The organism is Pseudomonas sp. DWRC2-2 (assembly GCF_049897885.1).
Classification (GTDB): Bacteria; Pseudomonadota; Gammaproteobacteria; order Pseudomonadales; family Pseudomonadaceae; genus Aquipseudomonas; species Aquipseudomonas azotoformans_A.
In genome coordinates, this window is sequence record NZ_JAFCXD010000003.1 from 1 (window position 1) to 23851 (window position 23851).

Genomic DNA, 23851 nt, shown 5'->3' on the forward strand with positions numbered 1-23851 from the left:
AGAAGCTTTCGAAGATTTCTTCAACAACTTCAACCACTTGCGCTTCCGATCTCTCGTCAGCGGGAGGCGAATTCTACAGCGTTACACGCTGCTGTCAACACCTCTTTTTCAACTTCCTTCTGGCTTCGATGAACTGAAGCAACCTGCCGCCGAAACCCACATAACTCATTGTTTACCAAGGAGTTTTCCGTTTCGACTGCACCGGAAGTGGGGCGAATTATAGAGAGTTACAATTCGCCGTCAACACCTAATTTCAGTTTTATTCGGATTTGAGCGTAATACGCGCAAAGGCCTTCTTGCCAGCCTGGCAAACGTGGGTAGCGCCCAGCTCGTATATAAAGGTGCGATCCACAACCTCACCATCTATACGCACGCCACCGGAACCCAGAAGGTCGCGTGCAACGGCCGAGTTCTTAACCAGACCAGCCTTATTAAGCACAGCCGCGATCGGCATCGCCTCGGCAGCAGACAGCTCAATCTCCGGCAGATCATCCGGCAGCTCGCCATCCTTCATGCGATTACCCGCGGCACGGTGAGCATTGGCGGCAGCTTCTTCACCATGGAAACGCGCAACAATCTCTTCAGCCAGCTTGATCTTCACGTCACGAGGATTGGCACCCGCCTCCACTTCAGCACGCAGCGCATTGATCTCATCCATCGAACGGAAGCTCAGCAGCTCGAAGTAACGCCACATCAACGCATCCGGAATCGAAACCAGCTTGCCGTACATCACGCCCGGCGCTTCCTGGATACCGACATAGTTGCCAAGGGACTTGGACATCTTCTTGACGCCATCCAACCCTTCGAGCAACGGCATGGTCAGAATGCATTGAGCTTCCTGCCCATACGCGCGCTGCAGCTCACGCCCCATCAACAGGTTGAATTTCTGATCGGTGCCACCCAGCTCAACGTCCGCGCGCAAGGCGACCGAGTCGTAACCCTGAACCAGCGGATAGAGGAACTCATGAATGGCGATCGGCTGATTGGTGGAGTAGCGCTTGTCGAAGTCATCGCGCTCAAGCATCCGCGCAACGGTGTACTGAGAGGTCAGGCGAATGAAGTCCGCCGGCCCCATCTTGTCCATCCAAGTAGAGTTGAATGCAACTTCAGTCTTCGCCGGGTCGAGAATCTTGAACACCTGGGTCTTGTAGGTCTCGGCGTTATCGAGCACCTGCTCGCGCGTCAGCGGCGGACGCGTCGCGCTCTTGCCGCTCGGATCACCGATCATCCCGGTGAAGTCACCTATAAGGAAGATGACCTGATGCCCCAGCTCCTGGAACTGGCGCAGCTTATTAATAAGCACGGTATGGCCCAGGTGCAGATCCGGCGCAGTCGGATCAAAGCCAGCCTTAATACGCAGGGGCTGGCCGCGCTTGAGCTTTTCGATCAGCTCAGCTTCGACCAACAGTTCTTCCGCACCACGTTTTATCAGCGCTAGCTGCTCTTCAACCGACTTCATAACAGACCCGCAAGGCTCAGATTCAAAAGGGAACCAACCATACAAGATCAGGGACTAATTACAAGTTTTGCCCTGCGAACGGACACCGTTCAGCAAGCCCAGCGTTCGCGAGCTTGCGCCACAGATGATTTGGTTATATTTTATACAGTTATTTCATCTTCATCATGTCATTCATCTTTTCCATTTCATCTTCAAAGTCAAATTACCTATGACCACTGAACCGTCTAAAGCGCCGCCGCTTTACCCGAAGACCCACCTGCTCGCCGCAAGTGGTATCGCCGCCCTTCTCAGCCTGGCACTCCTGGTATTCCCTTCCAGTGACGTAGAAGCCAAACGAACATCCCTGAGCCTTGACCTGGAAAGTCCAGTTGAACAACTGACACAAGATCAAGACGCTTCCGACGCGCAACAAGCCACAAATGCACCGACCGAATCGCCGTTCGCCCAGATAGAAAGCAGCCCGGAAGACACCCAGCAAGCCGCCCAAGAGCCGTCTGCGCCGGTCGCCGATACAGCCAAGAATCCACAACACCGCGAAGTGATCGTGGCCAAGGGCGACACATTGTCGACCCTGTTTGAGAAAGTCGGCCTCCCTGCTGCCACCGTCAATGAGGTACTGGCCAGCGACAAGCAGGCCAAGCAATTTACCCAGCTCAAACACGGCCAGAAACTTGAATTCGAGCTGACACCTGACGGCCAACTGCACAACCTGCACAGCAATGTCAGCGACCTCGAAAGCATCACACTGACCAAAGGTGCCAAGGGCTTTGCCTTCAATCGCATCACCACCAAACCCGTGATGCGCTCCGCCTACGTACACGGCGTCATCAACAGCTCGCTGTCACAATCCGCAGCCCGCGCCGGCCTGTCCCACAGCATGACCATGGACATGGCCAGCGTGTTCGGCTACGACATCGACTTCGCCCAGGACATCCGTCAAGGCGACGAATTCGACGTGATCTACGAGCAGAAAGTCGCCAACGGCAAGGTCGTCGGCACTGGCAATATCCTCTCCGCCCGCTTTACCAACCGCGGCAAGACCTACACCGCCGTGCGCTACACCAACAAACAAGGCAACAGCAGCTACTACACCGCCGACGGCAATAGCATGCGCAAGGCCTTTATCCGCACCCCAGTGGACTTCGCTCGTATTAGCTCGCGTTTCTCCATGGGTCGCAAGCATCCAATTCTGAACAAAATCCGCGCCCACAAAGGTGTGGACTATGCGGCCCCGCGTGGCACGCCAATCAAGGCTGCCGGCGACGGCAAGGTACTGTTGGCAGGTCGTCGCGGCGGTTACGGCAATACCGTGATCATCCAGCACGGCAACACCTACCGTACGCTGTACGGCCACATGCAAGGTTTCGCCAAGGGCGTGCAAACCGGCGGCACTGTGAAGCAAGGCCAGGTGATCGGCTATATCGGCACTACCGGCCTGTCCACTGGACCGCACTTGCACTATGAGTTCCAGGTCAATGGCGTCCACGTCGACCCACTGGGCCAGAAGTTGCCGATGGCCGACCCGATCGCCAAGGCAGAGCGCGCCCGCTTCATGCAACAAAGCCAGCCGTTGATGGCGCGCATGGATCAAGAGCGCTCCACCCTGCTGGCTTCGGCGAAGCGTTAAGGCATGCCGCTCTATATAGGCGTGATGTCCGGGACCAGCCTCGATGGCCTGGACATTGCCTTGATCGAGCAATACCCGGCGATCAAGTTGATCGCCACGCACTACATCCCAATGCCAGATACCTTGCGCGCCGAGTTGCTTGCCCTATGCGCCAGCGGGCCGGATGAAATCGCCCGCTCCGCCATTGCCCAACAGAAATGGGTGACCTTGGCCGCACAAGGTATTCACGCTCTACTCGATCAACAAAACCTCAAGCCCCAGGATATTCGTGCGATAGGCAGCCATGGCCAGACCATCCGCCATGAGCCCGCCCGAGGCTTTACCGTACAAATCGGTAATCCGGCCTTGCTCACCGAGCTGACAAACATCACCGTGGTCAGCGATTTCCGCAGCCGCGATGTGGCCGCCGGTGGCCAGGGCGCCCCGCTGGTGCCCGCCTTCCACGAAGCGTTGTTTGGTGAGCACACTGGTAACCGTGCCGTATTGAATGTGGGAGGTTTCAGCAACCTCAGCCTGATCGAGACCGGCAAGCCTGTCGCCGGCTTCGACTGCGGCCCGGGCAACGTCCTGTTGGATGCGTGGATTCACCAACAACGCGGCGAACACTTTGATCGCGATGGTCAGTGGGCGGCCAGCGGCAAGGTCGAGCCCCAGTTGCTCAACGCTCTGCTCAGCGACCCCTTCTTCGTGACCAAAGGCCCCAAGAGCACTGGCCGCGAAGTGTTCAACTTGGAATGGCTGCGCCAACACCTTGGCCACTTGCCTGCATTTGAGTCTCAGAATGTGCAGGCAACGCTGCTTGAGCTGACCGCCCTGACGATCGTTGAGTCCCTACAGTCAGCCCAATCCCAGACAGAAACATTGCTGGTATGTGGTGGCGGCGCTCACAACGCCACACTGATGAATCGCCTGGCCGCTCTACTACCGTCAACCCACGTCAGCAGCACCGCCACCTACGGCGTGGACCCCGACTGGGTCGAAGCCATGGCCTTCGCCTGGCTGGCGCATTGCTGCCTCGAAGGCATCGCCGCCAACCGCCCTAGCGTCACAGGCGCACGCGGGCTTCGGGTACTGGGCGCGATCTACCCCGCCTAAAATACCCGGACAGCAAAACGCCGCTTGGCCTATCACAGCCAAGCGGCGTTTTTGTATGCGCTACAGATCAGATCGAGAACGAAGACCCGCAACCACAGGTCGTGGTGGCATTAGGGTTCTTGATCACGAAACGCGAACCTTCCAGACCTTCCTGGTAATCCACCTCGGCACCTGCAAGGTATTGGAAGCTCATCGGATCCACGACCAGGCTCACGCCCTCGCGCTCAACGATAGTGTCATCATCGGCCACATCTTCATCGAAGGTAAAACCGTACTGAAACCCTGAACAACCGCCGCCCGTAACGAATACGCGCAGCTTCAAGCGATCATTACCCTCTTCATCGACCAGGCTCTTCACCTTGTGCGCAGCACCGTGGGTGAATTGCAAAGCCGTGGGGGTGAAGGATTCAACGCTCATGCTGATAATCTCCCGGCGTACCGCCGCCATATGCGTAATGGCGGCATTATCCGCTTCTCCTAGAAAAGCGGTCAACTATTGTTACGGTATATCAATCTGCGCTGCCGCCATTAAAAACACAAAAGGCCCGATCAACGGGCCTTTTGCGCAACCACCTGAAAGTCTTAAGGCAGCATGCCCGCGTGGGACAAGCCCAGCTTCTCATCCAGGCCGAACAAGATGTTCATGTTCTGCACCGCCTGGCCCGACGCGCCCTTGACCAGGTTGTCGATCACCGACAATACCACGACCAAATCGCCATCCTGCGGACGATGCACAGCAATCCTGCACACATTGGCACCGCGCACGCTACGGGTTTCCGGATGACTGCCGGCCGGCATCACGTCAACGAACGGCTCATTGGCGTAACGCTTTTCAAACAGCGCTTGCAGGTCGACCGAGCGGTCAACCACGGTTGCGTACAACGTCGAGTGAATACCGCGGATCATCGGCGTCAGGTGCGGCACGAACGTCAGGCCCACGTCCTTGCCCGCCGCGCGACGCAGCCCCTGGCGGATTTCCGGCAAATGACGATGCCCTTTTACTGCATAGGCCTTCATGCTTTCCGACGTCTCGGAGTACAGCGAACCGACCGCAGCACCACGACCTGCGCCACTGACGCCCGACTTGCAATCTGCGATCAAGCGCGAAGCGTCCGCCAACCCAGCTTCCAGCAATGGCAGGAAACCCAGCTGAGTCGCGGTCGGATAGCAACCCGGCACCGCAATCAGGCGCGCTTGCTTGATCTGCTCACGATTGACTTCCGGCAGGCCATACACCGCCTCTTCCAACAGTTCCGGCGCACCGTGAGGCTGGCCGTACCACTTGGCCCATTCATCAGCGTCCTGCAGACGGAAATCCGCCGACAGATCGATCACCTTGGTGCCCGCCGCCAGCAGTTCACCGGCCAATGCGTGGGCAACACCGTGCGGGGTGGCGAAGAACACCACGTCGCAGGCGCCCAGGGTCTTGATGTCCGGAACGCTGAACGCCAGGCCGTCGTAGTGGCCTCGCAGGTTCGGGTACATATCGGCCACGGCCAGCCCGGCCTCGGATCGGGAAGTGATGACCACCACCTCTGCTTGCGGATGCTGTGCCAACAGACGCAGCAATTCGACACCGGTGTAACCCGTGCCGCCGACGATACCGACCTTGACCATAAACCTGCCCTCAACGAACCCACTGGAAAGCCGTCGATAATAGGGGCCGTATCGTCCTGCGACAACCGTCAACGTGACGTACGGGCGCATGAGCCACTACTATCTCGGCTACCGTGAACCTGGGAATAACTAAAAATGCTTTATCTATGGGTCAAAGCCTTCCATATCATCAGCATCGTCTGCTGGTTTGCCGGGCTGTTCTACCTGCCACGCCTGTTCGTCTATCACGCCCAAAGCGAGGACACCGTCAGCAAGGAACGTTTCAGCGTCATGGAGCGCAAGCTCTACCGCGGCATCATGGGGCCGGCGATGGTTGCCGCGCTGATCTTCGGCGGCTGGCTGATATACCTGAACCCGAGCCTCTTTCATTCGGGCGGCTGGATCCACGCCAAGCTGACCCTCGTCGTACTGCTCATCGGCTACCACCATATGTGCGGCGCGCAGGTAAAACGCTTCGCCCGTGGCGAAAACACCCGCAGCCATGTCTTTTATCGCTGGTTCAATGAAGTGCCCGTTCTGATATTGCTGGCTATCGTAATTTTGGTCGTGGTCAAACCGTTCTAATTTCAATTACTCGGGGTACCTCCAATGTCATTGCCCGCTCTGCTTGAACAACGTCTGCGCCTGCCCGTCGTGGCGGCGCCGATGTTCCTGATTTCCAACCCGCAACTGGTCCTGGCGTGCTGCCGCAATGGGGTGGTCGGGAGTTTCCCGGCGCTCAACCAACGCGAAAGCAGCGGGTTCAAGGCCTGGCTGGAGGAAATCGAAGCGGGCTTGGCACAGTTGGATAACCCCGCGCCCTACGCCGTCAACCTGATCGTGCACCACAGCAACCCACGGCTGGAGGCGGACCTGGCGATCTGCGTCGAGCACAAAGTGCCGATCGTCATTACCAGCCTGGGCGCCGTGAAGGAATTGGTCGACGCCGTACACAGCTATGGCGGCCTGGTGTTCCATGACGTCACCACCCGACGTCATGCCGAGAAGGCTGCCGAAGCCGGCGTCGATGGACTGATCGCCGTCGCGGCCGGTGCCGGTGGCCATGCTGGCACCTGGAGTCCGTTTTCGCTGATTGCGGAGATTCGCCAGTTCTTTGACAAAACCTTGCTGTTGGCTGGTTGCCTCAACCACGGGCACGAAATTCTCGCCGCCCAGTTACTCGGTGCAGACCTTGCCTATTTCGGAACACGCTTTATCGGCACCACCGAAAGCCACGCCCCGGATGCTTATAAAGAGATGCTGCTCACATCGCGCGCCGCCGACATCGTGCACACTCCCGCTGTCTCCGGCGTGCCCGCCAGCTTCATGCGCCAGAGCCTGGAAAACGCCGGTTTCGACCTCGCCGCCCTGCAAGGCAAAGGCGAGGTAAACTTCGGTTCCAAGCTCAAGCCGTTGAGCGACGAAGCCAAGGCATGGAAGACTGTATGGTCCGCCGGCCAAGGTGTCGGTGAAATTGATGATTTGCCCAGCGTCGATGAACTGGTTGCCCGTCTGGATGCCGAATACCGCAAGGCCCGCGAACAGGCCGCTCAATTGCGCTGGCCGCGCTGACCCAACCGCAAGGCCTGCCATTTGAGCCGGCCTGCCCTACCCCCCTGAATCAAGTGACAAGGAAGCCCGCATGAGCGACAACCGTTTCAAGATTGTGTTTGATGGAGCCTTGCTCCCGGGTGTCGAAAGCACCACGGCCAAGCTGAACCTGGCCGAGCTGTTCAAGAGCGACGTCGAAGCCATCGAGAAGCTCTTCACCGGTCGCCCGGTCGCGCTCAAACGTGACCTGTCGCGCCCGGATGCGGAAACCTACCTCACCGCACTGAAAAACGCCGGGGTCGATGCGCGCATTGAACCCGAACAGCCCGTGGCCTTCAGCCTGGACGAAACTCACGAAACTGACTCTGGCAGCTTCTCGCGCCCTGCAGCTTCACCTTACGCACCACCACGTTCCGCCGTGGGTGATGACCTGCCGGAATACGCCACCCTCAAGGTTTTCACTATCCACGGGCGCATCGGTCGACTGCGATACCTCGCCTGGACCCTGGTGTTGACCCTCACACTGCTGGTTGCCGGCGGCATCATCAGCACCGTCAGCTTTGCCGTTGCCACCGCTTCGCCAACGGCGGGGACCATTCTTGGTGTACTGCTAGGCCTCGGGCTGTTTGTTGCGCTGGTCTGGGTCAGTGTGCAAATCGGTGTGCAGCGCCTGCACGACCTGGGCTGGTCTGGCTGGTTGTACTTCCTCAACCTGGTTCCGCTGGTGAACAGTGTCTTCCCGATCCTGCTGCTGGTATTGCCGGGCAATGCAGGCGCCAACCAGTATGGCGCGCCACCACCACGCAACTCCACGGCGGTAAAAGTCCTGGCCACCCTGTGGCTGGCGTTTATCCCGGTCATGCTTGCCATCGTGGTGACCCTGGGCATGAACGGTTACCTGAACCAGCTCGAAGCCAACATGGACAGCGGCTACGAAAGCAGCTCCATCACCTCCGATGAAGATGCCGACCAAGCCACCACCGTCGAAGAAGACGAAGCGCAGAGTGCTGACGAAGCGGGCGAACCTGTAGACTCTCCAGAACAGTGAAGAAACGCCCCCCGGCCTGTGATGCCTTTGTCACAGGCGCGGTGGCGTTGCGATGGAGAAAGGCATGACCCGTTACGCTCTGATCACCGGCGCCTCCAGCGGCATCGGCCTGGCCATGGCCGAAGCCCTGGCCCGTCGCGGCCGCAGCTTGATTCTGGTGGCCCGCCAGCGTGATCAGTTGGAAAGCATTGCAATCGAGTTGACCCAACGCTTTGGCGTCGAGGTGCTGTTCCGGGCCTGCGACCTGGGCGAGCCGTTGCGTTTGTCCGGGTTCCTGCTGGAGCTTGAAGAAGGCGAGCGGCAGATCGACCTGCTGGTGAACTGCGCCGGCATCGGCACCAGCGGGCCATTCCTGGCCCAGGATTGGATGACCGAACAAGACCTCATGGAGGTCAACATCCTCGCCTTGACCCGTATGTGCCACGCCCTTGGCAACACCATGGCGCTGCAAGGCGGCGGGCAGATTCTCAATGTGGCGTCCATCGCGGCGTTCCAGCCCGGCCCGTGGATGAGCACTTATTACGCCAGCAAGGCCTATGTGCTGCATTTCTCCGAAGGCCTGCGCGAAGAACTGAAAACCTGCGGCATCAAGGTCTCGGTGCTTTGCCCCGGCCCGACACGCACCGCGTTCTTCGGCACCGCGCAGATGGACACGGCCAAGCTCGACCGCAGCCAGCAACTGATGAGCCCCGAAGAAGTGGCGCTCTACACCGTGCGCGCCCTGGATAAAAACAAAGCCATCATCATCCCTGGCCGCCGTAACCGCTGGATCGCCATCAGCCCGCGTTTCAGCCCACGCTGGCTGACCCGCAAGATCGCCGGCGCCATCAACAAGGCCTATTGCCCACGTTGATTGGCTGAGTACACTCATCCTGCACATTCATAATGGAGAAACAGCTGTGGATACTCTGTTCACCAAGATCATCAACAGAGAAATACCTGCGGATATCATCTACGAAGATGATCAAGTCCTGGCCTTCAAGGACATCCACCCGGCGGCGCCTGTGCATTTCCTGGTCATTCCCAAGAAGCACATCCCGACCCTCAATGACCTGACCGAAGAAGATAAAGCCCTGGCCGGTCATATTCTGTTCACCGCCCAGCGCCTGGCCGTGGAACAAGGCTGTGAAGAAGGTTTCCGGGTGGTGATGAACTGCAACCCGAAAGGTGGGCAGACCGTCTATCACATCCATATGCATGTGCTGGGTCAGCGCCAGATGAACTGGCCGCCGGGCTGATCTGCCCTTCAGCAAAGGTCGCGGCCCCAGGCTGCGACCCCATGCCCTTGACGCAGCGCAAACGCTTCCCCCTCTCTTGCGGTAAACTGGCCGCCGAGATTCTTCCCGGAGGTCAGCATGACTACCCAACGTCACTACTCGCCGATTGACCGTCTGTTGCTGCAAGCCGACATGGCCATGCGTACGCTGCTGCCGTTCAGCGGCCAGCCGTATCGCCCTTCGCCCGCGATTGTGCAGCCCGACGCCCAGATGAGCGAGACCGAGACCCGCCACGTCGCCGGCCTGATGCGCATTAACCATACCGGCGAAGTCTGCGCCCAGGCGCTGTACCAGGGACAGGCCCTGACCGCCAAGCTGCCGCAGGTGCGTGCCGCCATGGAACATGCCGCCGAGGAAGAAATCGACCACCTGGCCTGGTGCGAGCAACGCATTCGCCAACTGGGCAGTCACCCGAGCGTGCTGAACCCGCTGTTTTACGGCTTGTCGTTCGGAATTGGCGCCGCTGCCGGCCTGATCAGCGACAAAGTCAGCCTGGGTTTTGTCGCCGCCACCGAACATCAAGTGTGCAAACACCTGGATGAGCATCTGGAACAACTGCCGGCCGAAGACGAAAAATCCCGGGCGATTCTAGAGCAGATGCGCATCGATGAAGAACACCACGCCGAAAGCGCGTTGGATGCGGGCGGCTTCCGCTTCCCCGCGCCAGTGCGGTTCGGCATGAGTCTCTTGGCCAAAGTCATGACCAAAAGCACCTATAGAATTTGAATGCATCGAACCGAAAAAAAGGGCGCTATCACAGCGCCCTTTCTTTTTGCGATTGAGCGATCAACCCAACTCGATGATTTCGTAATCATGGGTGATGGCCACACCGGCCGCGCCGAGCATGATCGACGCCGAGCAATACTTCTCGGCTGACAGCTCGATAGCACGCTTGACCTGGGCTTCTTTCAGCGCCCGGCCCTTCACCACGAAATGCATGTGGATCTTGGTGAATACCTTGGGGTCTTCAGTTGCGCGCTCGGCTTCCAGGAAGGCCTCGCAGCTTTCCACGGCTTGGCGGGACTTTTTCAGGATGCTGACCACGTCGAAATTACTGCAACCGCCTACGCCCAGCAGGAGCATTTCCATCGGACGTACGCCCAGGTTACGGCCACCGGCTTCCGGCGGGCCGTCCATGACCACCACATGGCCACTGCCCGACTCACCGAGGAACATGGCTTCGCCCGCCCATTGGATGCGTGCCTTCATCGCCCAGACTCCACTGCTAAAAAAGGGTCGCCAGCTTAGCACAGGGCCCGCCTGCGTCAGCGTTTCCAACAAAAGCGATCAATAGCAGGGTTTGCACGGAAAATTGGCTAATCGAGTCAGAATGTGTCTGTTAAGCTGACGCCAAATCGATGGCGTAATGCCACCCTTTATACAGCGAGTATCAGTGCCGATACCCGATGAATACAACAACTCAAACTATTTAGCGCAGTCTTTTCGGGATACAACCATGGTTGCCCTTACTCCCATACCCAAGATCAAGAATCTCGACAAACTGTTGATGCATTGCCAGCGACGCCGCTACCCGGCCAAGCACAACATCATCTGCGCGGGTGAACGCTCCGAAACGCTGTTCTTCATCATCAAAGGCTCGGTCACCATCCTGATCGAAGATGAAGACGGCCGTGAAATGATCATCGCCTACCTGAACACCGGGGATTTCTTTGGGGAGTTGGGGCTGTTCGAACAAGCCGGCAAGGAACAGGAACGCAGCGCCTGGGTGCGCGCCAAGGTCGAATGCGAAGTGGCCGAGATCAGCTACGCCAAGTTCCGCGAGCTTTCCCAGCACGATCCCGACATTCTCTATGCCCTGAGCGGCCAGATTGCCCAGCGTCTGCGCGACACCACGCGCAAGGTCGGCGACCTAGCATTTTTTGATGTAACGGGACGAGTCGCCCGTTGCCTGCTGGATTTGTGCAAGCAGCCCGACGCCATGACGCATCCCGACGGCATGCAGATCAAGGTCACGCGCCAGGAAATCGGGCGCATTGTCGGCTGTTCACGGGAGATGGTCGGTCGCGTGCTCAAGGACCTGGAAGAGCGCAACCTGGTACACGTCAAAGGCAAGACGATGGTGGTGTTCGGCACCCGCTAAACCGCTAGGAAGCTGGCCAGCATTTTGCGGTACAGGGTGTCCAGCTGGCTGATCGCATCCGGCGCGGGGAAGGCTTCGTGCAGGGCAATGTGGCTGTCGGCGCGCACCCGCTGGTCGAGGCCGCAGGCTTCATTGAAGCGATTGACCGCCGCGATCAGCTCGTCGCGATCGTTCTCCAACAACAGCGCACCGTGCACCAAACCCACCGGGCGGCCGCCACTTTGTCGCCAGCGCTGGGCGGTGCCGACCATTTTGCGGCCGTTGAGGTTGACGTTGTAGCGGCCGTCGCAAAACGCGCCGTCGATTTCACCGACGGACGCATCGCCTCCCAACTCGATCAGCAAATCGCAGATCGGCTGGCACAAACGCAAGTAACCCGTTTCGATACGGTTCTGATCGCCTTCGCTGCGCGGCGGAGCATAGACCAGGGCGATGTTGACCGTGGCACTCGACTGCGGCACCGGTTCTCCACCGGTTTCACGCAGCAATACCGGCCAACCGGCATCCGCGGAAACCTGGCTGGCGGTCTCAAATGCCGGCAAGCGGCTCAATCGACGTGGCATGACCAAGGCTTGGTCGCTGGGTTGCCAGAACAGCAACCCATATTCCCGCTCACCCGCGCAAACCGCCGCCAACAGGTCTTGTTCGGCGGCAAGCCCTGCTTCGACAGTCATCGCCACCGGCTGAGTCATCATCAATCCAGGGTCGAACCGCTGACCGCCACGCCACGCTCCGGGAAGAACAGGCGCTGCAATTCGGCCCCTGGGTTCTCGGCACGCATGAAGGTCTCGCCCACCAGGAACGAATAAACACCGCTGATCTCCATCAGCTCCACATCAGCACGGTTGACGATACCACTCTCGGTAATCACCAGACGGTCGCGTGGAATGCGCGGCAGCAGGTCGAGGGTGTTTTCCAGGCTGACTTCGAAGGTGTGCAGGTTACGGTTGTTGACCCCCACCAGCGGTGTGTCGAGGGTTTTGAGGGCGCGTTCCAGTTCGTCACCGTCGTGCACTTCTACCAGCACATCCAGGCCAACACTTTTCGCCACGGCCGCCAGTTCGGCCATCTTCACGTCATCCAGGGCGGAGACGATCAACAGCACACAGTCGGCGCCCAGGGCACGAGCTTCGACAATCTGATACGGGTCGACCATGAAATCCTTGCGGATCACCGGCAACTTGCACGCGGCGCGGGCCTGCTGCAGGAACAGGTCGGAACCCTGGAAATAGTCGATATCAGTCAGTACGGACAGGCAGGTCGCACCGCCCTTCTCATAGCTCTTGGCGATCTCTTCAGGAATGAAGACCTCACGAATCACGCCCTTGCTCGGCGAAGCTTTCTTGATTTCAGCAATGACGGCCGGCTGCTTTTCCTTGGCCTGCTTGATCAACGCATTGGCAAAGCCACGCGGAGCATCGGCGATCTTCGCCTGGGCTTCCAGCTCGGCCAGGGTCACGCGGGCACGACGCTCAGCCACTTCTTCGGCCTTGCGGGCCAGGATCTTTTCCAGAACGGTCGGCACACTCATCCTTCATTCTCCATCTTGAATACCGCGGTGAATGCTCCCAGCTCTTCGAGCTTTTCGCGAGCCAGACCGGTGTGCAGCGCATCGTGGGCCAAGGCGACACCTTCTTTAAGACTATAGGCGTGGTCGGCCGCATACAGCGCAGCACCCGCATTCAACACTATCATCTCGGCAGCTTTTTGACCGTTCTCGGTCTTGCGACGCCCCAGGGCATCGCGAATCAACTCCAGGGAGGCCGCCGGGCTTTCCACCGCCAGGCCGTGCAGGCTCTGGCTCTTCATGCCCAGATCTTCCGGCTCGACCCAATACTCGGTGACCTGGTCATTCTTCAGCTCCGCCACAAAGGTCGGTGCCGCCAGGCTGAATTCGTCCAGGCCGTCCTTGGAATGCACCACCAGCACATGCTTGCTGCCCAGGCGTTGCAGTACTTCGGCCAATGGCCGGCACAGTGCCTGGCTGAACACGCCCACCACCTGGTGTTTCACACCGGCCGGATTCGTAAGCGGGCCGAGCATGTTGAACAGGGTACGCAGGCCGAGGTCCTTGCGCGGGCCTGCGGCGTGCTTCATCGCACCATGATGGGATTGGGCAAACATGAAGCCGATGCCGACGCTGTCGATGCAACGCGCCACTTGTACCGGCGTCAGGTTCAGGTAGATCCCGGCCGCCTCCAGCAAGTCGGCGCTGCCGCTCTTGCCGGACACGGCGCGGTTACCGTGCTTGGCCACGGTGCAACCCGCCGCCGCGACCACAAACGAAGAAGCCGTCGACACGTTGAAGATGTTCGCGCCGTCACCGCCGGTGCCGACCACATCGACCACGCCGTCGAGGGTCTTGAGTTCGACTTTGTCCGCCAGCTCGCGCATCACCGACACGGCGCCGACGATCTCGTCGATGCTCTCGCTCTTCATGCGCATGGCCATCATGAACGCGCCGATCTGCGCGTCGGTGCATTGACCGGTCATGATTTCGCGCATCACATCGCTCATTTCAGCGGTGCTCAGGTCCAGGTGGCCGACGATACGGCTCAGGGCAGTCTTGATATCCATGGAAAATCCTTAGCGCGTGCCGCCGCTCTGCTTGAGAAAGTTGGCGAACAGCTCGTAGCCCTGCTCGGTCAGGATCGACTCGGGGTGAAATTGCACCCCTTCGATATTCAGTGTCTTGTGGCGCAGGCCCATGATCTCGTCGACCGAGCCGTCTTCCAGCTGGGTCCAGGCGGTCAACTCCAGGCATTCCGGTAGGGTTTCGCGCTTGACCACCAGCGAGTGATAGCGGGTCACGGTCACCGGCAGGTTGAGGCCATGAAACACGCCGACATCATTATGGAACACCGGGCTGGTTTTGCCGTGCATCACCTGGCGCGCACGCACCACGTCACCACCAAAGGCCTGGCCGATGGATTGGTGGCCCAGGCACACGCCCAGGATCGGCAGCTTGCCTGCGAAATACTGGATGGCTTCGAGGGAAATGCCTGCCTCGGTCGGCGTGCACGGGCCTGGCGAAACCACGATGCGCTCCGGGTTGAGGGCGGCGATTTCGGCCACGGTCAGTTCGTCGTTGCGCACCACCTTGACCTCGGCACCCAGCTCACCCAGGTACTGCACAACGTTGTAGGTAAAGGAGTCGTAGTTATCAATCATCAGCAACATGGGGGAAACCTCAGGAATTGGGGGTCTGTTCAGCCAGCGCAACGGCGCGGAACATCGCGCGGCGCTTGTTCAGGGTTTCTTCCCATTCGAGGGCCGGCACCGAGTCGGCGACGATCCCGCCACCGGCCTGCACGTGCAGTTCCCCGTCCTTGATCACGGCGGTGCGAATCGCAATGGCCGTGTCCATGTTGCCGTTCCAGGCGAAGTAACCCACGGCACCGCCATAGACACCACGCTTGACCGGCTCCAGCTCGTCGATGATTTCCATCGCGCGAATTTTCGGCGCACCCGACAAGGTGCCCGCCGGCAGAATCGCGCGCAGTGCGTCCATCGCCGTCAGGCCGGCTTTCAGCTCGCCGGTGACGTTGGACACAATGTGCATCACATTCGAATAACGCTCGATGACCATCTTCTCGGTGAGCTTCACCGAACCGATTTCAGAGACACGCCCAGTGTCGTTGCGGCCCAGGTCGATGAGCATCAGGTGCTCGGCGATTTCCTTGTCGTCGCTCAGCAGGTCTTCTTCGAGCGCCAGGTCGGCCTCTTCGGTCGCACCGCGTGGGCGGGTGCCGGCAATCGGGCGCACGGTGATCAGGTTGTCTTCGACGCGTACCAGCACTTCCGGCGAACTGCCCACCACGTGGAAGTCACCAAAGTTGAAGAAGTACATGTACGGCGTCGGGTTGAAGCATCGCAGCGCACGGTACAAATCAATCGGTGCGGCCTTGAAGTCGATGGACATACGCTGCGACGGCACCACCTGCATGCAGTCACCGGCGAGGATATATTCCTTGATGGTGTCGACGGCGCGCTCGTAGTCATCCTGGGTAAAGCTTGAACGAAAGATCGGATCGGCCGCCGGCGGACGGCTGAGGTCCAGGCCGCGACGCGGGGTAATCGGCTGGCGCAGTTTTTCCAACAGGGCTTCGAGGCTGGCGCGGCCTTGTTCGAACGCGTCCGCCTGGGACGGGTCAGCCAGTACGATCGCGTGCATCTTGCCAGCGAGGTTGTCGAACACCACCACGGCATCGGAAACCATCAGCAGAATGTCCGGCACGCCCAATGGATCCGGGTTCGGACATTTGCCGAGACGTTTTTCCACATAACGCACGCAGTCATAACCGAAGTAACCCACCAGTCCGCCGTTGAAACGCGGCAGGCCAGCAATGGTCGGCACGTTGTAGCGCGCCTTGAACGCTTCGACGAACGCCAGCGGATCTTCTACGTCGTGGCTTTCGATCTCGACGCCATCATGGGTAATGCTCACATGATGGTCGTGTACCCGCAGCACCGTACGGCACGGCAGGCCGATGATCGAGTAACGCCCCCACTTCTCGCCGCCCTGTACGGACTCGAGCAGGTAGGAGTTTGGCTCGTCGGCCAGTTTCAGGTAGATCGACAGCGGCGTGTCGAAGTCGGCCAGGGTTTCGCAGGCCAGGGGGATGCGGTTATAGCCGGCAGCGGCCAAACGCAGGAATTCTTCGCGGGTCATGATATGCCTCGTGGCTTGAGGGTCTAACAGTCAGGTATGCAAACGCGCCGCAGAGTGCGGCCAGGATCAGTCAGGCGCGCCAACGCCAGCGGGCCAGGGCCTTGATGACTTTCATCCAGAGTTTGCGAGTGACCACCACGATGGAATTTCCAGAAGGGGACGGATCGGTATCGGGCAACGTTATCTCAGCGCCAGCTCCCAAGCAACCGGGGATTAACAGGCGCAGGTCATCAATCACCAATGAAGGCGACTCTTCGGCGATTGGCCGACCATGGTTATAGCCGTAACTGAGGGCCACGCACTGCACGCCCGCCGCCTTTGCCGCCAGCACATCACTGCGTGAATCGCCGACAAACAACGACTGCGAGGCCGGGATATTGGCCATTTTCATCACGAAAAACAGCGCCGCCGGGTCAGGTTTTTTCTGCGGCAGGGTATCGCCACCGATAATCCAGCGGAAATACCGGCCGATTTTCATCTGGTCCAATAGCGGTGCGACGAAGCGTTCCGGCTTGTTGGTGATCAGGGCCATTTCCACGCCCTGCTTGCTCAGCCACTTGAGCGTGTCGCGCACACCGGGGTAAACCACGGTCAGTTCATGGCCATCTTCATAGGCGGCGTTGAACAGTTCCAGGGCATGCTCGGCCTCCACATCATCCACGCCTTCGGCATCAATGTTATTGGCCAAGGCCCGGCGCACCAGCATCTGCACGCCGTTACCGACCCATTCGCGCACCGACTCGATCCCGGCCGGCTTACGTCCCAGCTTGAGCAGCATGTCGTCCACCGCCGCCGCCAGGTCGGGCACCGAGTCGATCAAGGTGCCGTCCAGATCGAACATCACCAGCCGTGGCAATTTGCCGGGGAACAGCTGCTCAAAGCCGCTCATGGACGCGCCAGCGCCAGCTCGGCACGCATCTTGTCGATGACTTCCTGGTAGTCCGGCGCGTTGAAGATCGCCGAGCCGGCCACGAAGGTGTCGGCGCCAGCGGCGGCGATTTCGCGGATGTTGTTGACGTTGACCCCGCCGTCGATTTCCAGGCGGATATCGCGGCCGGAGGCATCGATCAGCGCGCGGGCTTCGCGCAGCTTGTTCAGCGTGCCGGGGATGAATTTCTGGCCGCCGAAGCCTGGGTTGACGCTCATCAACAGGATCATGTCGACCTTGTCCATCACGTACTCAAGCACGCTCAACGGAGTGGCCGGGTTGAACACCAGGCCCGCCTTGCAGCCACCTTCGTGGATCAACTGCAAAGTGCGGTCGACGTGCAGCGAGGCTTCCGGGTGGAAGGTGATGTAGGTGGCGCCGGCTTCGACGAAGTCGCCGATGATGCGATCCACCGGGCTGACCATCAGGTGCGCATCGATCGGGGCAGTGATGCCGTACTTGCGCAGCGCGGCGCAGACCATCGGGCCGATGGTCAGGTTGGGCACGTAGTGGTTGTCCATGACGTCGAAGTGCACGAAGTCGGCACCGGCGGCCAATACCTTGTCCACTTCCTCACCCAGGCGGGCGAAGTCGGCGGAGAGAATCGATGGAGCGATAACGAAGGGCTGCATGACGCACCTTTTTTGAGCTAAATCACGATGGCGCGCATTGTATACCTCATGCTTTGCCGCGCGCACCGTGACCTAACTCAACGGTTAGTAAGCGGCCCGGTAGATTTTCTCGATATCGGCCGCGCTGAGCTTGCGCGGATTGTTGCGCATCAGCCGCTCAATGCCCGCAGCCTCCACGGCCATGGCGGGGATCGCATCCTCTGGCACCCCGAAACTGCGCAGCCCTGCCGGGATCTCGACGGCGGCGCACAGTCGCGTCATCGCCTCCACGGCCTGGTCGGCGGCATCGTTGACGCTCAAACCGGTGATATTCACGCCCATGGCCTGGGCAATCTCCTGCATGCGCTCCACGCAGGCCAGCTTGTTCCAGTGCATCACATAGGGCAGCAACAGCGCATTGCTCACGCCATGGGCGATATTGAAACGCCCACCCAACGGATACGCCAACGCGTGCACCGCGCCAACCCCGGCATTGCCGAATGCCATGCCAGCCATCAGGCTGGCGGTGGCCATGTCGTCGCGAGCCTGCAGGTTGGCCGGGTTGGCGTAGGCCTTGGGCAATGCCTGGGCGATCAGCTTGATGGCGCCGATAGCCAAGGCGTCGGTGATCGGCGAGGCATTCAGCGACAGGTAGGATTCGATGGCATGTACCAGCGCGTCCACGCCGCTGGCGGCAGTGACACTGCGTGGACAGGTCAGGGTCATTTGCGGGCTGATCAGCGCGACGTCCGGCAGCAGGTAGTCGCTGACGATGCCTTTTTTCAGCTGCGCAGCCTTGTCGGAGAGAATCGCCACATTGGTCACCTCCGAACCGGTACCGGCGGTGGTGGGGATAGCGATCAGCGGCGGGCCCTTGCGCGGCACCTGGTCGACGCCGAACAAGTCGGCCAGCGCGCCGTGGTAGCCGGCATAGGCGGCAACACTTTTGGCAATGTCGATGGCGCTGCCGCCGCCCACGCCGATCAGGCCGTCGTGCCCGCCCTCGCGGTAGACGCGCATGCAGTCTTCGACGATGGCGATTTCCGGGTCGGGTAACACCCGATCAAATATCTCGTAGGTGCGCTCGCCCAGATGTTCGAGCGCCAAAGCAACGGTGCCGGATTTGACCAGCGCGGCATCGGTGACAATCAGCGGGTTGTCCACATCCAGGCGCGTGAGTTCAAAGGCCAGTTGTTCGATGGCGCCAGCGCCAGTCAGCAGTTTGTGGGCGATCTTGAATGAGGAAGTACTCATGTGCGCGGCCTCTTATTAAGTGATGGGCTGGCACAAGAGTAGCTCCCTATGGCGTGTTGTCAGCCATTCATCGGGCGAATGGTCGTTACACCTGGGCGGTGCGCAGTTTCTCGCTGCGGCCGCGCAGCCATTCCAGGGTTAGCAACAGCAATACCGAGAACGCAATCAACAGGGTTGCCGCCGCCGCAATCGTCGGGCTGAGGTTTTCGCGGATGCCGCTGAACATCTGGCGTGGCAGCGTGGCTTGTTCGGGGCCGGCGAGAAACAGCGTCACCACCACTTCATCAAACGACGTCGCGAACGCAAACAACGCCCCGGAAATCACCCCCGGCGCGATCAACGGCAAGGTCACCCGGCGGAATGCGGTGAGTGGCGAAGCACCCAAGCTGGCCGCGGCCCGCACCAGGTTGTGATTGAACCCCTGCAATGTGGCCGACACGGTGATGATCACAAACGGCACACCCAGCACTGCATGCACCACAATCAGCGAGAAGAAGCTATTGCCCAGGCCCAGCGGCGCAAAAAACAAGTAACTGGCCACGCCAATGATCACCACCGGCACCACCATCGGTGAAATCACCAGCGCCATGACCAGCGCCTTGCCAGGGAAGTTGCCGCGAGTCAGGCCAATCGCTGCCAAGGTGCCGAATACCATCGCCAGCACCGTGGCCGCCGGGGCGACGATGATGCTGTTCTTCAGCGCCCGCATCCACTCGGCGGAGGCGAAGAAGTCCTGATACCAATGCAGCGAAAAACCTTGCAACGGGTACACCAGGAAACTGCCGCTGTTGAACGACAGCGGGATGATCACCAGCACCGGCAAAATCAAAAACAACAGGATCAAGCCGCAGAGAATCCGCAAGCTGTAGAACCACACCCGTTCGACGGGCGACATATAAGGGCTCAGCATCGCAAGGTCTCCTCAGCTCAGGCGCAGGCGGCTGGCGCCTACCAGGCGGTTATAGATCAGGTACAGCAACACGGTGGCCAACAGCAGCAAGCCGCCCAGTGCCGTGGCCATGCCCCAGTTGATGCTTGTATTGGTGTAGAACGCCACGAAGTAGCTGACCATCTGGTCGTTCGGGCTGCCCAGCAGCGCCGGGGTGATGTAGTAACCAATCGCCAGGATGAACACCAACAGGCAACCGGCTCCGACACCAGCGTAGGTCTGGGGGAAGTACACGCGCCAGAAACTGGTGAATGGGTGACAGCCCAGTGAAATCGCCGCGCGCATGTAGGTGGGTGAAATCCCCTTCATCACGCTGTAGATCGGCAGGATCATGAACGGCAACAAGATGTGCACCATGGAGATGTAGACGCCGGTCCGGTTGAACACCAGCTCCAGCGGCTTATCGATCAGGCCCATGCCCAGCAGGGCGCTGTTGATCAGGCCGCCGGATTGCAGCAGCACGATCCACGCGGCGACTCGCACCAGGATCGAGGTCCAGAACGGCAGCAACACCAGGATCATCAGCAGGTTGCTTTTGCGGGCTGGCAGGTTGGCCAGCAGGTACGCCAGCGGATAGGCCAGCAGCAGACAGATCGCCGTGATCACCAGGCCCATCCAGAAGGTCCGGGCGAAGATATCCAGGTAGATCGCCTGGTCTGGCGTGGCCGGCGCCACTTCACCGAGGTCATCGATGCGGTGATCGACGGCCGCCAGCAGATAGAACGGGGTAAGACTGCTGGTATTGCGCCGGATCGCCTGCCAGTACGCCGGGTCGCCCCAGCGTTCATCAAGGTTTTCCAGCGCTTCTTTATAGGAGGCAGGCGCTTCACTGAACGGCAGCGCCCGCGCGGTTTTGGTCAGCAGGCTGCGATAGCCGGCCAGCTCCATGTTCAAGCGCTTGGACAGATCGCCCAGCGTCTGGTTTTGACGGGCCTCGCCCAAGTCCTCACTGAGGGCCTGGTACACCGGCTCGCCCGGCAACCCCCGGCCATCCCAGGCCGTCACCGCCACCACGGTACGCGGCAAGCCGCCCACCACTTCCGGGTTGCCGACGCTTTTGAACAGCAGCGCAACAATCGGCACCAGGAACACCAACAGCAAAAACAGCACCAGCGGCGCAATCAAGGCCTGGGCCTTCCAGCGATTGAGCCGCTCGGCACGCGCCAGGCGCTGCTTGAGGGTGGGGCTGTTGACCTCGTTCGAGGGAACGGCGATGGCCATGGCAAACTCCGGTAAGACTAAAAATGACGACAGTTTCTGCGATGTACGACAAACCCTGTGGCGAGCGGGCTTGCCCCGCGTTGGGCTGCGCAGCGGCCCCATTAAACCCACCGCGCTATGCCTGAAAGAGCGCGGCGTCTGGTTTTAGGGCCGCTTCGCAGCCCAGCGCGGGGCAAGCCCGCTCACCACAAAAGCCCATCAAACACAGCAGGTAGTGTTACTTGGCCGCCCAGGAGTTGAAGCGCTGCTCCAACTGCTCACCGTTATCCGCCCAGAAGCTCACGTCGATCTGCACCTGGTTGGCGATGTTTTCCGGCGTAGTCGGCATGTCTTTGAGGATGTCCTTGGCCAGCAATGGCACGGCTTGGGTGTTGGCCGGGCCGTAGGCGATGTTTTCCGAGTAGGTCTTCTGTTGCTGTGGCTGCACCGAGAAGGCGATGAATTTCTTCGCTGCTTCAGCACGGTCTTTCGCCAGGCCTTTAGGAATCGCCCACGCGTCGAAGTCGTAGATGCCGCCGTTCCACACCACTTTCAGGTTGCTTTCTTTCTGCACGGCGGCGATGCGGCCGTTGTAGGCCGAGCTCATCACCACGTCGCCCGAAGCCAGGTATTGCGGCGGCTGTGCGCCCGCTTCCCACCACTGGATCGACGGCTTGAGTTCGTCGAGCTTCTTGAACGCACGGTCCTGGCCATCTTTGCCGGCCAGCACTTTGTAGACGTCCTTCGGCGCGACGCCGTCGGCCATCAGTGCGAATTCCAGGGTGTACTTGGCGCCTTTACGCAGGCCGCGCTTGCCCGGGAATTTCTTGGTGTCCCAGAAATCCGCCCAACTGGTCGGTGCGCTGGCCAACTTGTCGGCGTTGTAGGCGAGCACGGTGGACCAGACGAAGAAGCCCACGCCGCACGGCTGGATCGCGCCCTTCACGTAGTCGGCGCTGTTGCCGAACAGTTTCGGATCGAGGGGCTCGAACATGTCCTCATCGCAGCCACGGGACAGCTCCGGCGACTCCACTTCCACCAGGTCCCAGGACACGCTCTTGGTGTCGACCATGGCTTTGACCTTGGCCATTTCACCGTTGTACTCGCCAGCGATGATCTTGCCATTGCCCGCGCTTTCCCACGGTGCGTAGAAGGCCTTGACCTGGGCCGCCTTGTTCGCGCCGCCAAAGGACACGACCGTCAGGTCCGGGCCTGCCATGGCCTGTGTCGCGCCCATCAAGCCCAAAGCCAGGGCGGAATACTTCAGGGATCTCAACATTGTTGTTCTCTCCACGTGCAGGGTTGGTGAAGCCAGGGGGCGATCAATTCGCCTCTAGAAGTGGGTCGAGTGCGCGAACGTGCTCGACTTGCCAGCCAATCGGTACCACGTCGCCGACCGCCAGGGCTGGGTCCAGCTCGGCAATCGGTTGTTTCACAAAAAAATCGGCCTTGCCGCAGACTTCCAGGCGCACGCGCACGTGGTCGCCCAGGTAGATGAATTCGGCCACGCGCCCAGAGAAGCGGTTGACGCAGCTTTCGCTGGAGCCATTGAGGCTGACGCGTTCCGGGCGCACCGACAGGGTCACCGGGCCGCCGACCTGGCCGACGTTCACCGCCAGCGCCTCGACCTTCTCACCGCGCGCCAACTCCACCACGCAACGCTCGCCGGTATGGCTGTGCAAGCGGCCATTGAGGCGGTTGTTCTCGCCGATGAAGTTGGCGACGAAGGTGTTCTTCGGTTCTTCGTAGAGGGTTCGTGGCGCGGCGATCTGCTGGATCTCGCCCTGGTGGAATACCGCCACACGGTCAGACATGGTCAGCGCCTCGCCCTGGTCGTGGGTCACGTACACCACGGTCACGCCGAGGCGCTGGTGCAGGTGTTTGATCTCCATCTGCATGTGTTCGCGCAGTTGCTTGTCGAGGGCGCCGAGGGGTTCGTCCATCAGCACCAGTTGCGGCTCGAACACCAGCGCGCGGGCCAAGGCCACACGCTGCTGCTGACCTCCGGAGAGTTGCGCCGGGTAGCGCTGGGCGAACGCATCAAGCTGGACCATGCTCAACACGCGTTTGACCCGCTCGCTGATATCGGTCTTGCTCAAGCCCCGCACCGACAGCGGGAACGCCAGGTTCTCGGCCACGGTCATGTGCGGAAACAGCGCGTAGTTCTGGAACACCATGCCGATGTCGCGTTTGTGTGGCGGCACGTTGTTGATGGAGCGCCCGGCCAGCTGGATTTCGCCGGCGGTCGGCGTTTCAAAGCCGGCGAGCATCATCAGGCTGGTGGTTTTGCCGGACCCGGAAGGCCCGAGCAGGGTAAGGAACTCGCCCTTGCGAATCTCCAGGTTGAGGTCTTTGACGATCAGGTTCTCGCCGTCGTAGCTCTTCTGCACGCCACGAAAGCTGACCAGCACATCATTTGAATCCACCTCGCTCATACCCGCACCTTTTTGTTTTGGACTGCTGTGAGACAAGCGTAGTCCAGG

General features: G+C 60.1%; 26 protein-coding genes. 10 read left to right on the forward strand and 16 right to left on the reverse strand.

Going from position 1 to position 23851, the window contains the following annotated elements:
* Positions 1-223: hypothetical protein (locus ACP7EW_RS15260; protein WP_426218119.1), on the forward strand; the 223-nt coding region annotated here is incomplete at its 5' end.
* 36 nt (positions 224-259) lie between these two features.
* Here ACP7EW_RS15260 and tyrS read toward each other — a convergent pair.
* Positions 260-1459 carry a tyrosine--tRNA ligase gene (gene tyrS / locus ACP7EW_RS15265; protein ID WP_033898150.1) on the reverse strand — a complete coding sequence of 400 codons (1200 nt, stop codon included), beginning with the start codon at positions 1457-1459 and terminating at the stop codon, positions 260-262.
* A 208-nt stretch (positions 1460-1667) separates the two neighbouring features.
* On the opposite strand from tyrS, the gene ACP7EW_RS15270 reads away from it, so the two are divergent.
* Complete coding sequence (locus tag ACP7EW_RS15270) at positions 1668-3086, forward strand: peptidoglycan DD-metalloendopeptidase family protein (protein WP_177110371.1); 1419 nt, start codon at positions 1668-1670, stop codon at positions 3084-3086.
* Positions 3087-3089: 3 nt separating this feature from the next.
* Complete coding sequence (locus ACP7EW_RS15275) at positions 3090-4181, forward strand: anhydro-N-acetylmuramic acid kinase (RefSeq protein WP_426218121.1); 1092 nt, start codon at positions 3090-3092, stop codon at positions 4179-4181.
* A 67-nt stretch (positions 4182-4248) separates the two neighbouring features.
* On the opposite strand, the gene erpA is transcribed toward ACP7EW_RS15275, so the two are convergent.
* Complete coding sequence (erpA, locus tag ACP7EW_RS15280) at positions 4249-4599, reverse strand: iron-sulfur cluster insertion protein ErpA (RefSeq protein WP_003176443.1); 351 nt, start codon at positions 4597-4599, stop codon at positions 4249-4251.
* Between the two features lie 164 nt (positions 4600-4763).
* Positions 4764-5798 (reverse strand): N-acetyl-gamma-glutamyl-phosphate reductase, encoded by a 1035-nt coding sequence (gene argC / locus ACP7EW_RS15285; RefSeq protein WP_010206935.1) that lies wholly within the window; start codon positions 5796-5798, stop codon positions 4764-4766.
* A gap of 135 nt (positions 5799-5933) precedes the next feature.
* On the opposite strand from argC, the gene hemJ reads away from it, so the two are divergent.
* The 6 genes from hemJ to coq7 all read left to right on the forward strand — a co-directional run bounded on the left by hemJ (position 5934) and on the right by coq7 (position 10379).
* The gene (hemJ, locus tag ACP7EW_RS15290) at positions 5934-6362 is read left to right on the forward strand and encodes a protoporphyrinogen oxidase HemJ (protein WP_426218123.1); all 429 of its coding nucleotides are present in this window, start codon (positions 5934-5936) and stop codon (positions 6360-6362) included.
* Positions 6363-6386: 24 nt separating this feature from the next.
* Positions 6387-7349 carry an NAD(P)H-dependent flavin oxidoreductase gene (locus tag ACP7EW_RS15295; protein WP_061434349.1) on the forward strand — a complete coding sequence of 321 codons (963 nt, stop codon included), beginning with the start codon at positions 6387-6389 and terminating at the stop codon, positions 7347-7349.
* Positions 7350-7419: 70 nt separating this feature from the next.
* On the forward strand, positions 7420-8376 hold the full coding sequence (locus ACP7EW_RS15300) for a DUF805 domain-containing protein (RefSeq protein ID WP_426218125.1): 957 nt from the start codon (positions 7420-7422) through the stop codon (positions 8374-8376).
* 64 nt (positions 8377-8440) lie between these two features.
* Positions 8441-9229, forward strand: a complete 789-nt coding sequence (locus ACP7EW_RS15305) for an SDR family NAD(P)-dependent oxidoreductase (RefSeq protein ID WP_426218128.1) — start codon at positions 8441-8443, stop codon at positions 9227-9229.
* Positions 9230-9275: 46 nt separating this feature from the next.
* Entirely contained in the window at positions 9276-9614 is a 339-nt protein-coding gene (locus ACP7EW_RS15310) for a histidine triad nucleotide-binding protein (protein ID WP_010206940.1), read from the forward strand.
* A 117-nt stretch (positions 9615-9731) separates the two neighbouring features.
* Positions 9732-10379, forward strand: coding sequence for a 2-polyprenyl-3-methyl-6-methoxy-1,4-benzoquinone monooxygenase (gene coq7 / locus ACP7EW_RS15315; RefSeq protein ID WP_015886151.1), 648 nt, complete (start codon positions 9732-9734; stop codon positions 10377-10379).
* A gap of 60 nt (positions 10380-10439) precedes the next feature.
* Here coq7 and ACP7EW_RS15320 read toward each other — a convergent pair whose 3' ends face one another.
* The gene (locus tag ACP7EW_RS15320) at positions 10440-10862 is read right to left on the reverse strand and encodes an OsmC family protein (protein WP_005792019.1); all 423 of its coding nucleotides are present in this window, start codon (positions 10860-10862) and stop codon (positions 10440-10442) included.
* A 247-nt stretch (positions 10863-11109) separates the two neighbouring features.
* On the opposite strand from ACP7EW_RS15320, the gene crp reads away from it, so the two are divergent.
* Positions 11110-11754 (forward strand): cAMP-activated global transcriptional regulator CRP, encoded by a 645-nt coding sequence (crp, locus tag ACP7EW_RS15325; protein WP_033898139.1) that lies wholly within the window; start codon positions 11110-11112, stop codon positions 11752-11754.
* Here the strand turns inward: crp and ACP7EW_RS15330 are convergent.
* From ACP7EW_RS15330 to ACP7EW_RS15385, 12 genes are all read right to left on the reverse strand, one after another.
* The gene (locus ACP7EW_RS15330) at positions 11751-12446 is read right to left on the reverse strand and encodes a lipoate--protein ligase family protein (protein WP_426218130.1); all 696 of its coding nucleotides are present in this window, start codon (positions 12444-12446) and stop codon (positions 11751-11753) included. The two genes, crp and ACP7EW_RS15330, sit on opposite strands and share 4 nt — an antisense overlap.
* Before the next feature lie 2 nt (positions 12447-12448).
* Entirely contained in the window at positions 12449-13285 is an 837-nt protein-coding gene (gene trpC / locus ACP7EW_RS15335) for an indole-3-glycerol phosphate synthase TrpC (protein ID WP_314530539.1), read from the reverse strand.
* Complete coding sequence (gene trpD, locus ACP7EW_RS15340; RefSeq protein ID WP_010206948.1) at positions 13282-14331, reverse strand: anthranilate phosphoribosyltransferase; 1050 nt, start codon at positions 14329-14331, stop codon at positions 13282-13284. The genes trpC and trpD overlap by 4 nt, the downstream gene beginning before the upstream one ends.
* Before the next feature lie 9 nt (positions 14332-14340).
* A complete protein-coding gene (locus tag ACP7EW_RS15345) occupies positions 14341-14934 on the reverse strand; it encodes an aminodeoxychorismate/anthranilate synthase component II (protein WP_033898134.1) in 594 nt (197 codons plus the stop codon).
* Between the two features lie 10 nt (positions 14935-14944).
* Positions 14945-16426, reverse strand: coding sequence for an anthranilate synthase component I (gene trpE, locus ACP7EW_RS15350; RefSeq protein WP_177002739.1), 1482 nt, complete (start codon positions 16424-16426; stop codon positions 14945-14947).
* Positions 16427-16496: 70 nt separating this feature from the next.
* The gene (locus ACP7EW_RS15355; protein ID WP_033898132.1) at positions 16497-17315 is read right to left on the reverse strand and encodes a phosphoglycolate phosphatase; all 819 of its coding nucleotides are present in this window, start codon (positions 17313-17315) and stop codon (positions 16497-16499) included.
* Entirely contained in the window at positions 17312-17986 is a 675-nt protein-coding gene (rpe, locus tag ACP7EW_RS15360; RefSeq protein ID WP_010206952.1) for a ribulose-phosphate 3-epimerase, read from the reverse strand. Before rpe ends, ACP7EW_RS15355 begins: the two co-directional genes overlap by 4 nt.
* Positions 17987-18070: 84 nt before the next feature.
* Entirely contained in the window at positions 18071-19219 is a 1149-nt protein-coding gene (locus ACP7EW_RS15365; RefSeq protein WP_426218133.1) for an iron-containing alcohol dehydrogenase, read from the reverse strand.
* An 85-nt stretch (positions 19220-19304) separates the two neighbouring features.
* Complete coding sequence (locus ACP7EW_RS15370; protein WP_017739612.1) at positions 19305-20129, reverse strand: ABC transporter permease; 825 nt, start codon at positions 20127-20129, stop codon at positions 19305-19307.
* Positions 20130-20141: 12 nt separating this feature from the next.
* Positions 20142-21389, reverse strand: coding sequence for an ABC transporter permease (locus tag ACP7EW_RS15375; RefSeq protein ID WP_314530516.1), 1248 nt, complete (start codon positions 21387-21389; stop codon positions 20142-20144).
* A gap of 217 nt (positions 21390-21606) precedes the next feature.
* Positions 21607-22647, reverse strand: coding sequence for an ABC transporter substrate-binding protein (locus ACP7EW_RS15380; protein WP_033898127.1), 1041 nt, complete (start codon positions 22645-22647; stop codon positions 21607-21609).
* Positions 22648-22690: 43 nt separating this feature from the next.
* Positions 22691-23803, reverse strand: coding sequence for an ABC transporter ATP-binding protein (locus ACP7EW_RS15385; RefSeq protein ID WP_028618154.1), 1113 nt, complete (start codon positions 23801-23803; stop codon positions 22691-22693).
* Positions 23804-23851: the final 48 nt, after the last annotated feature.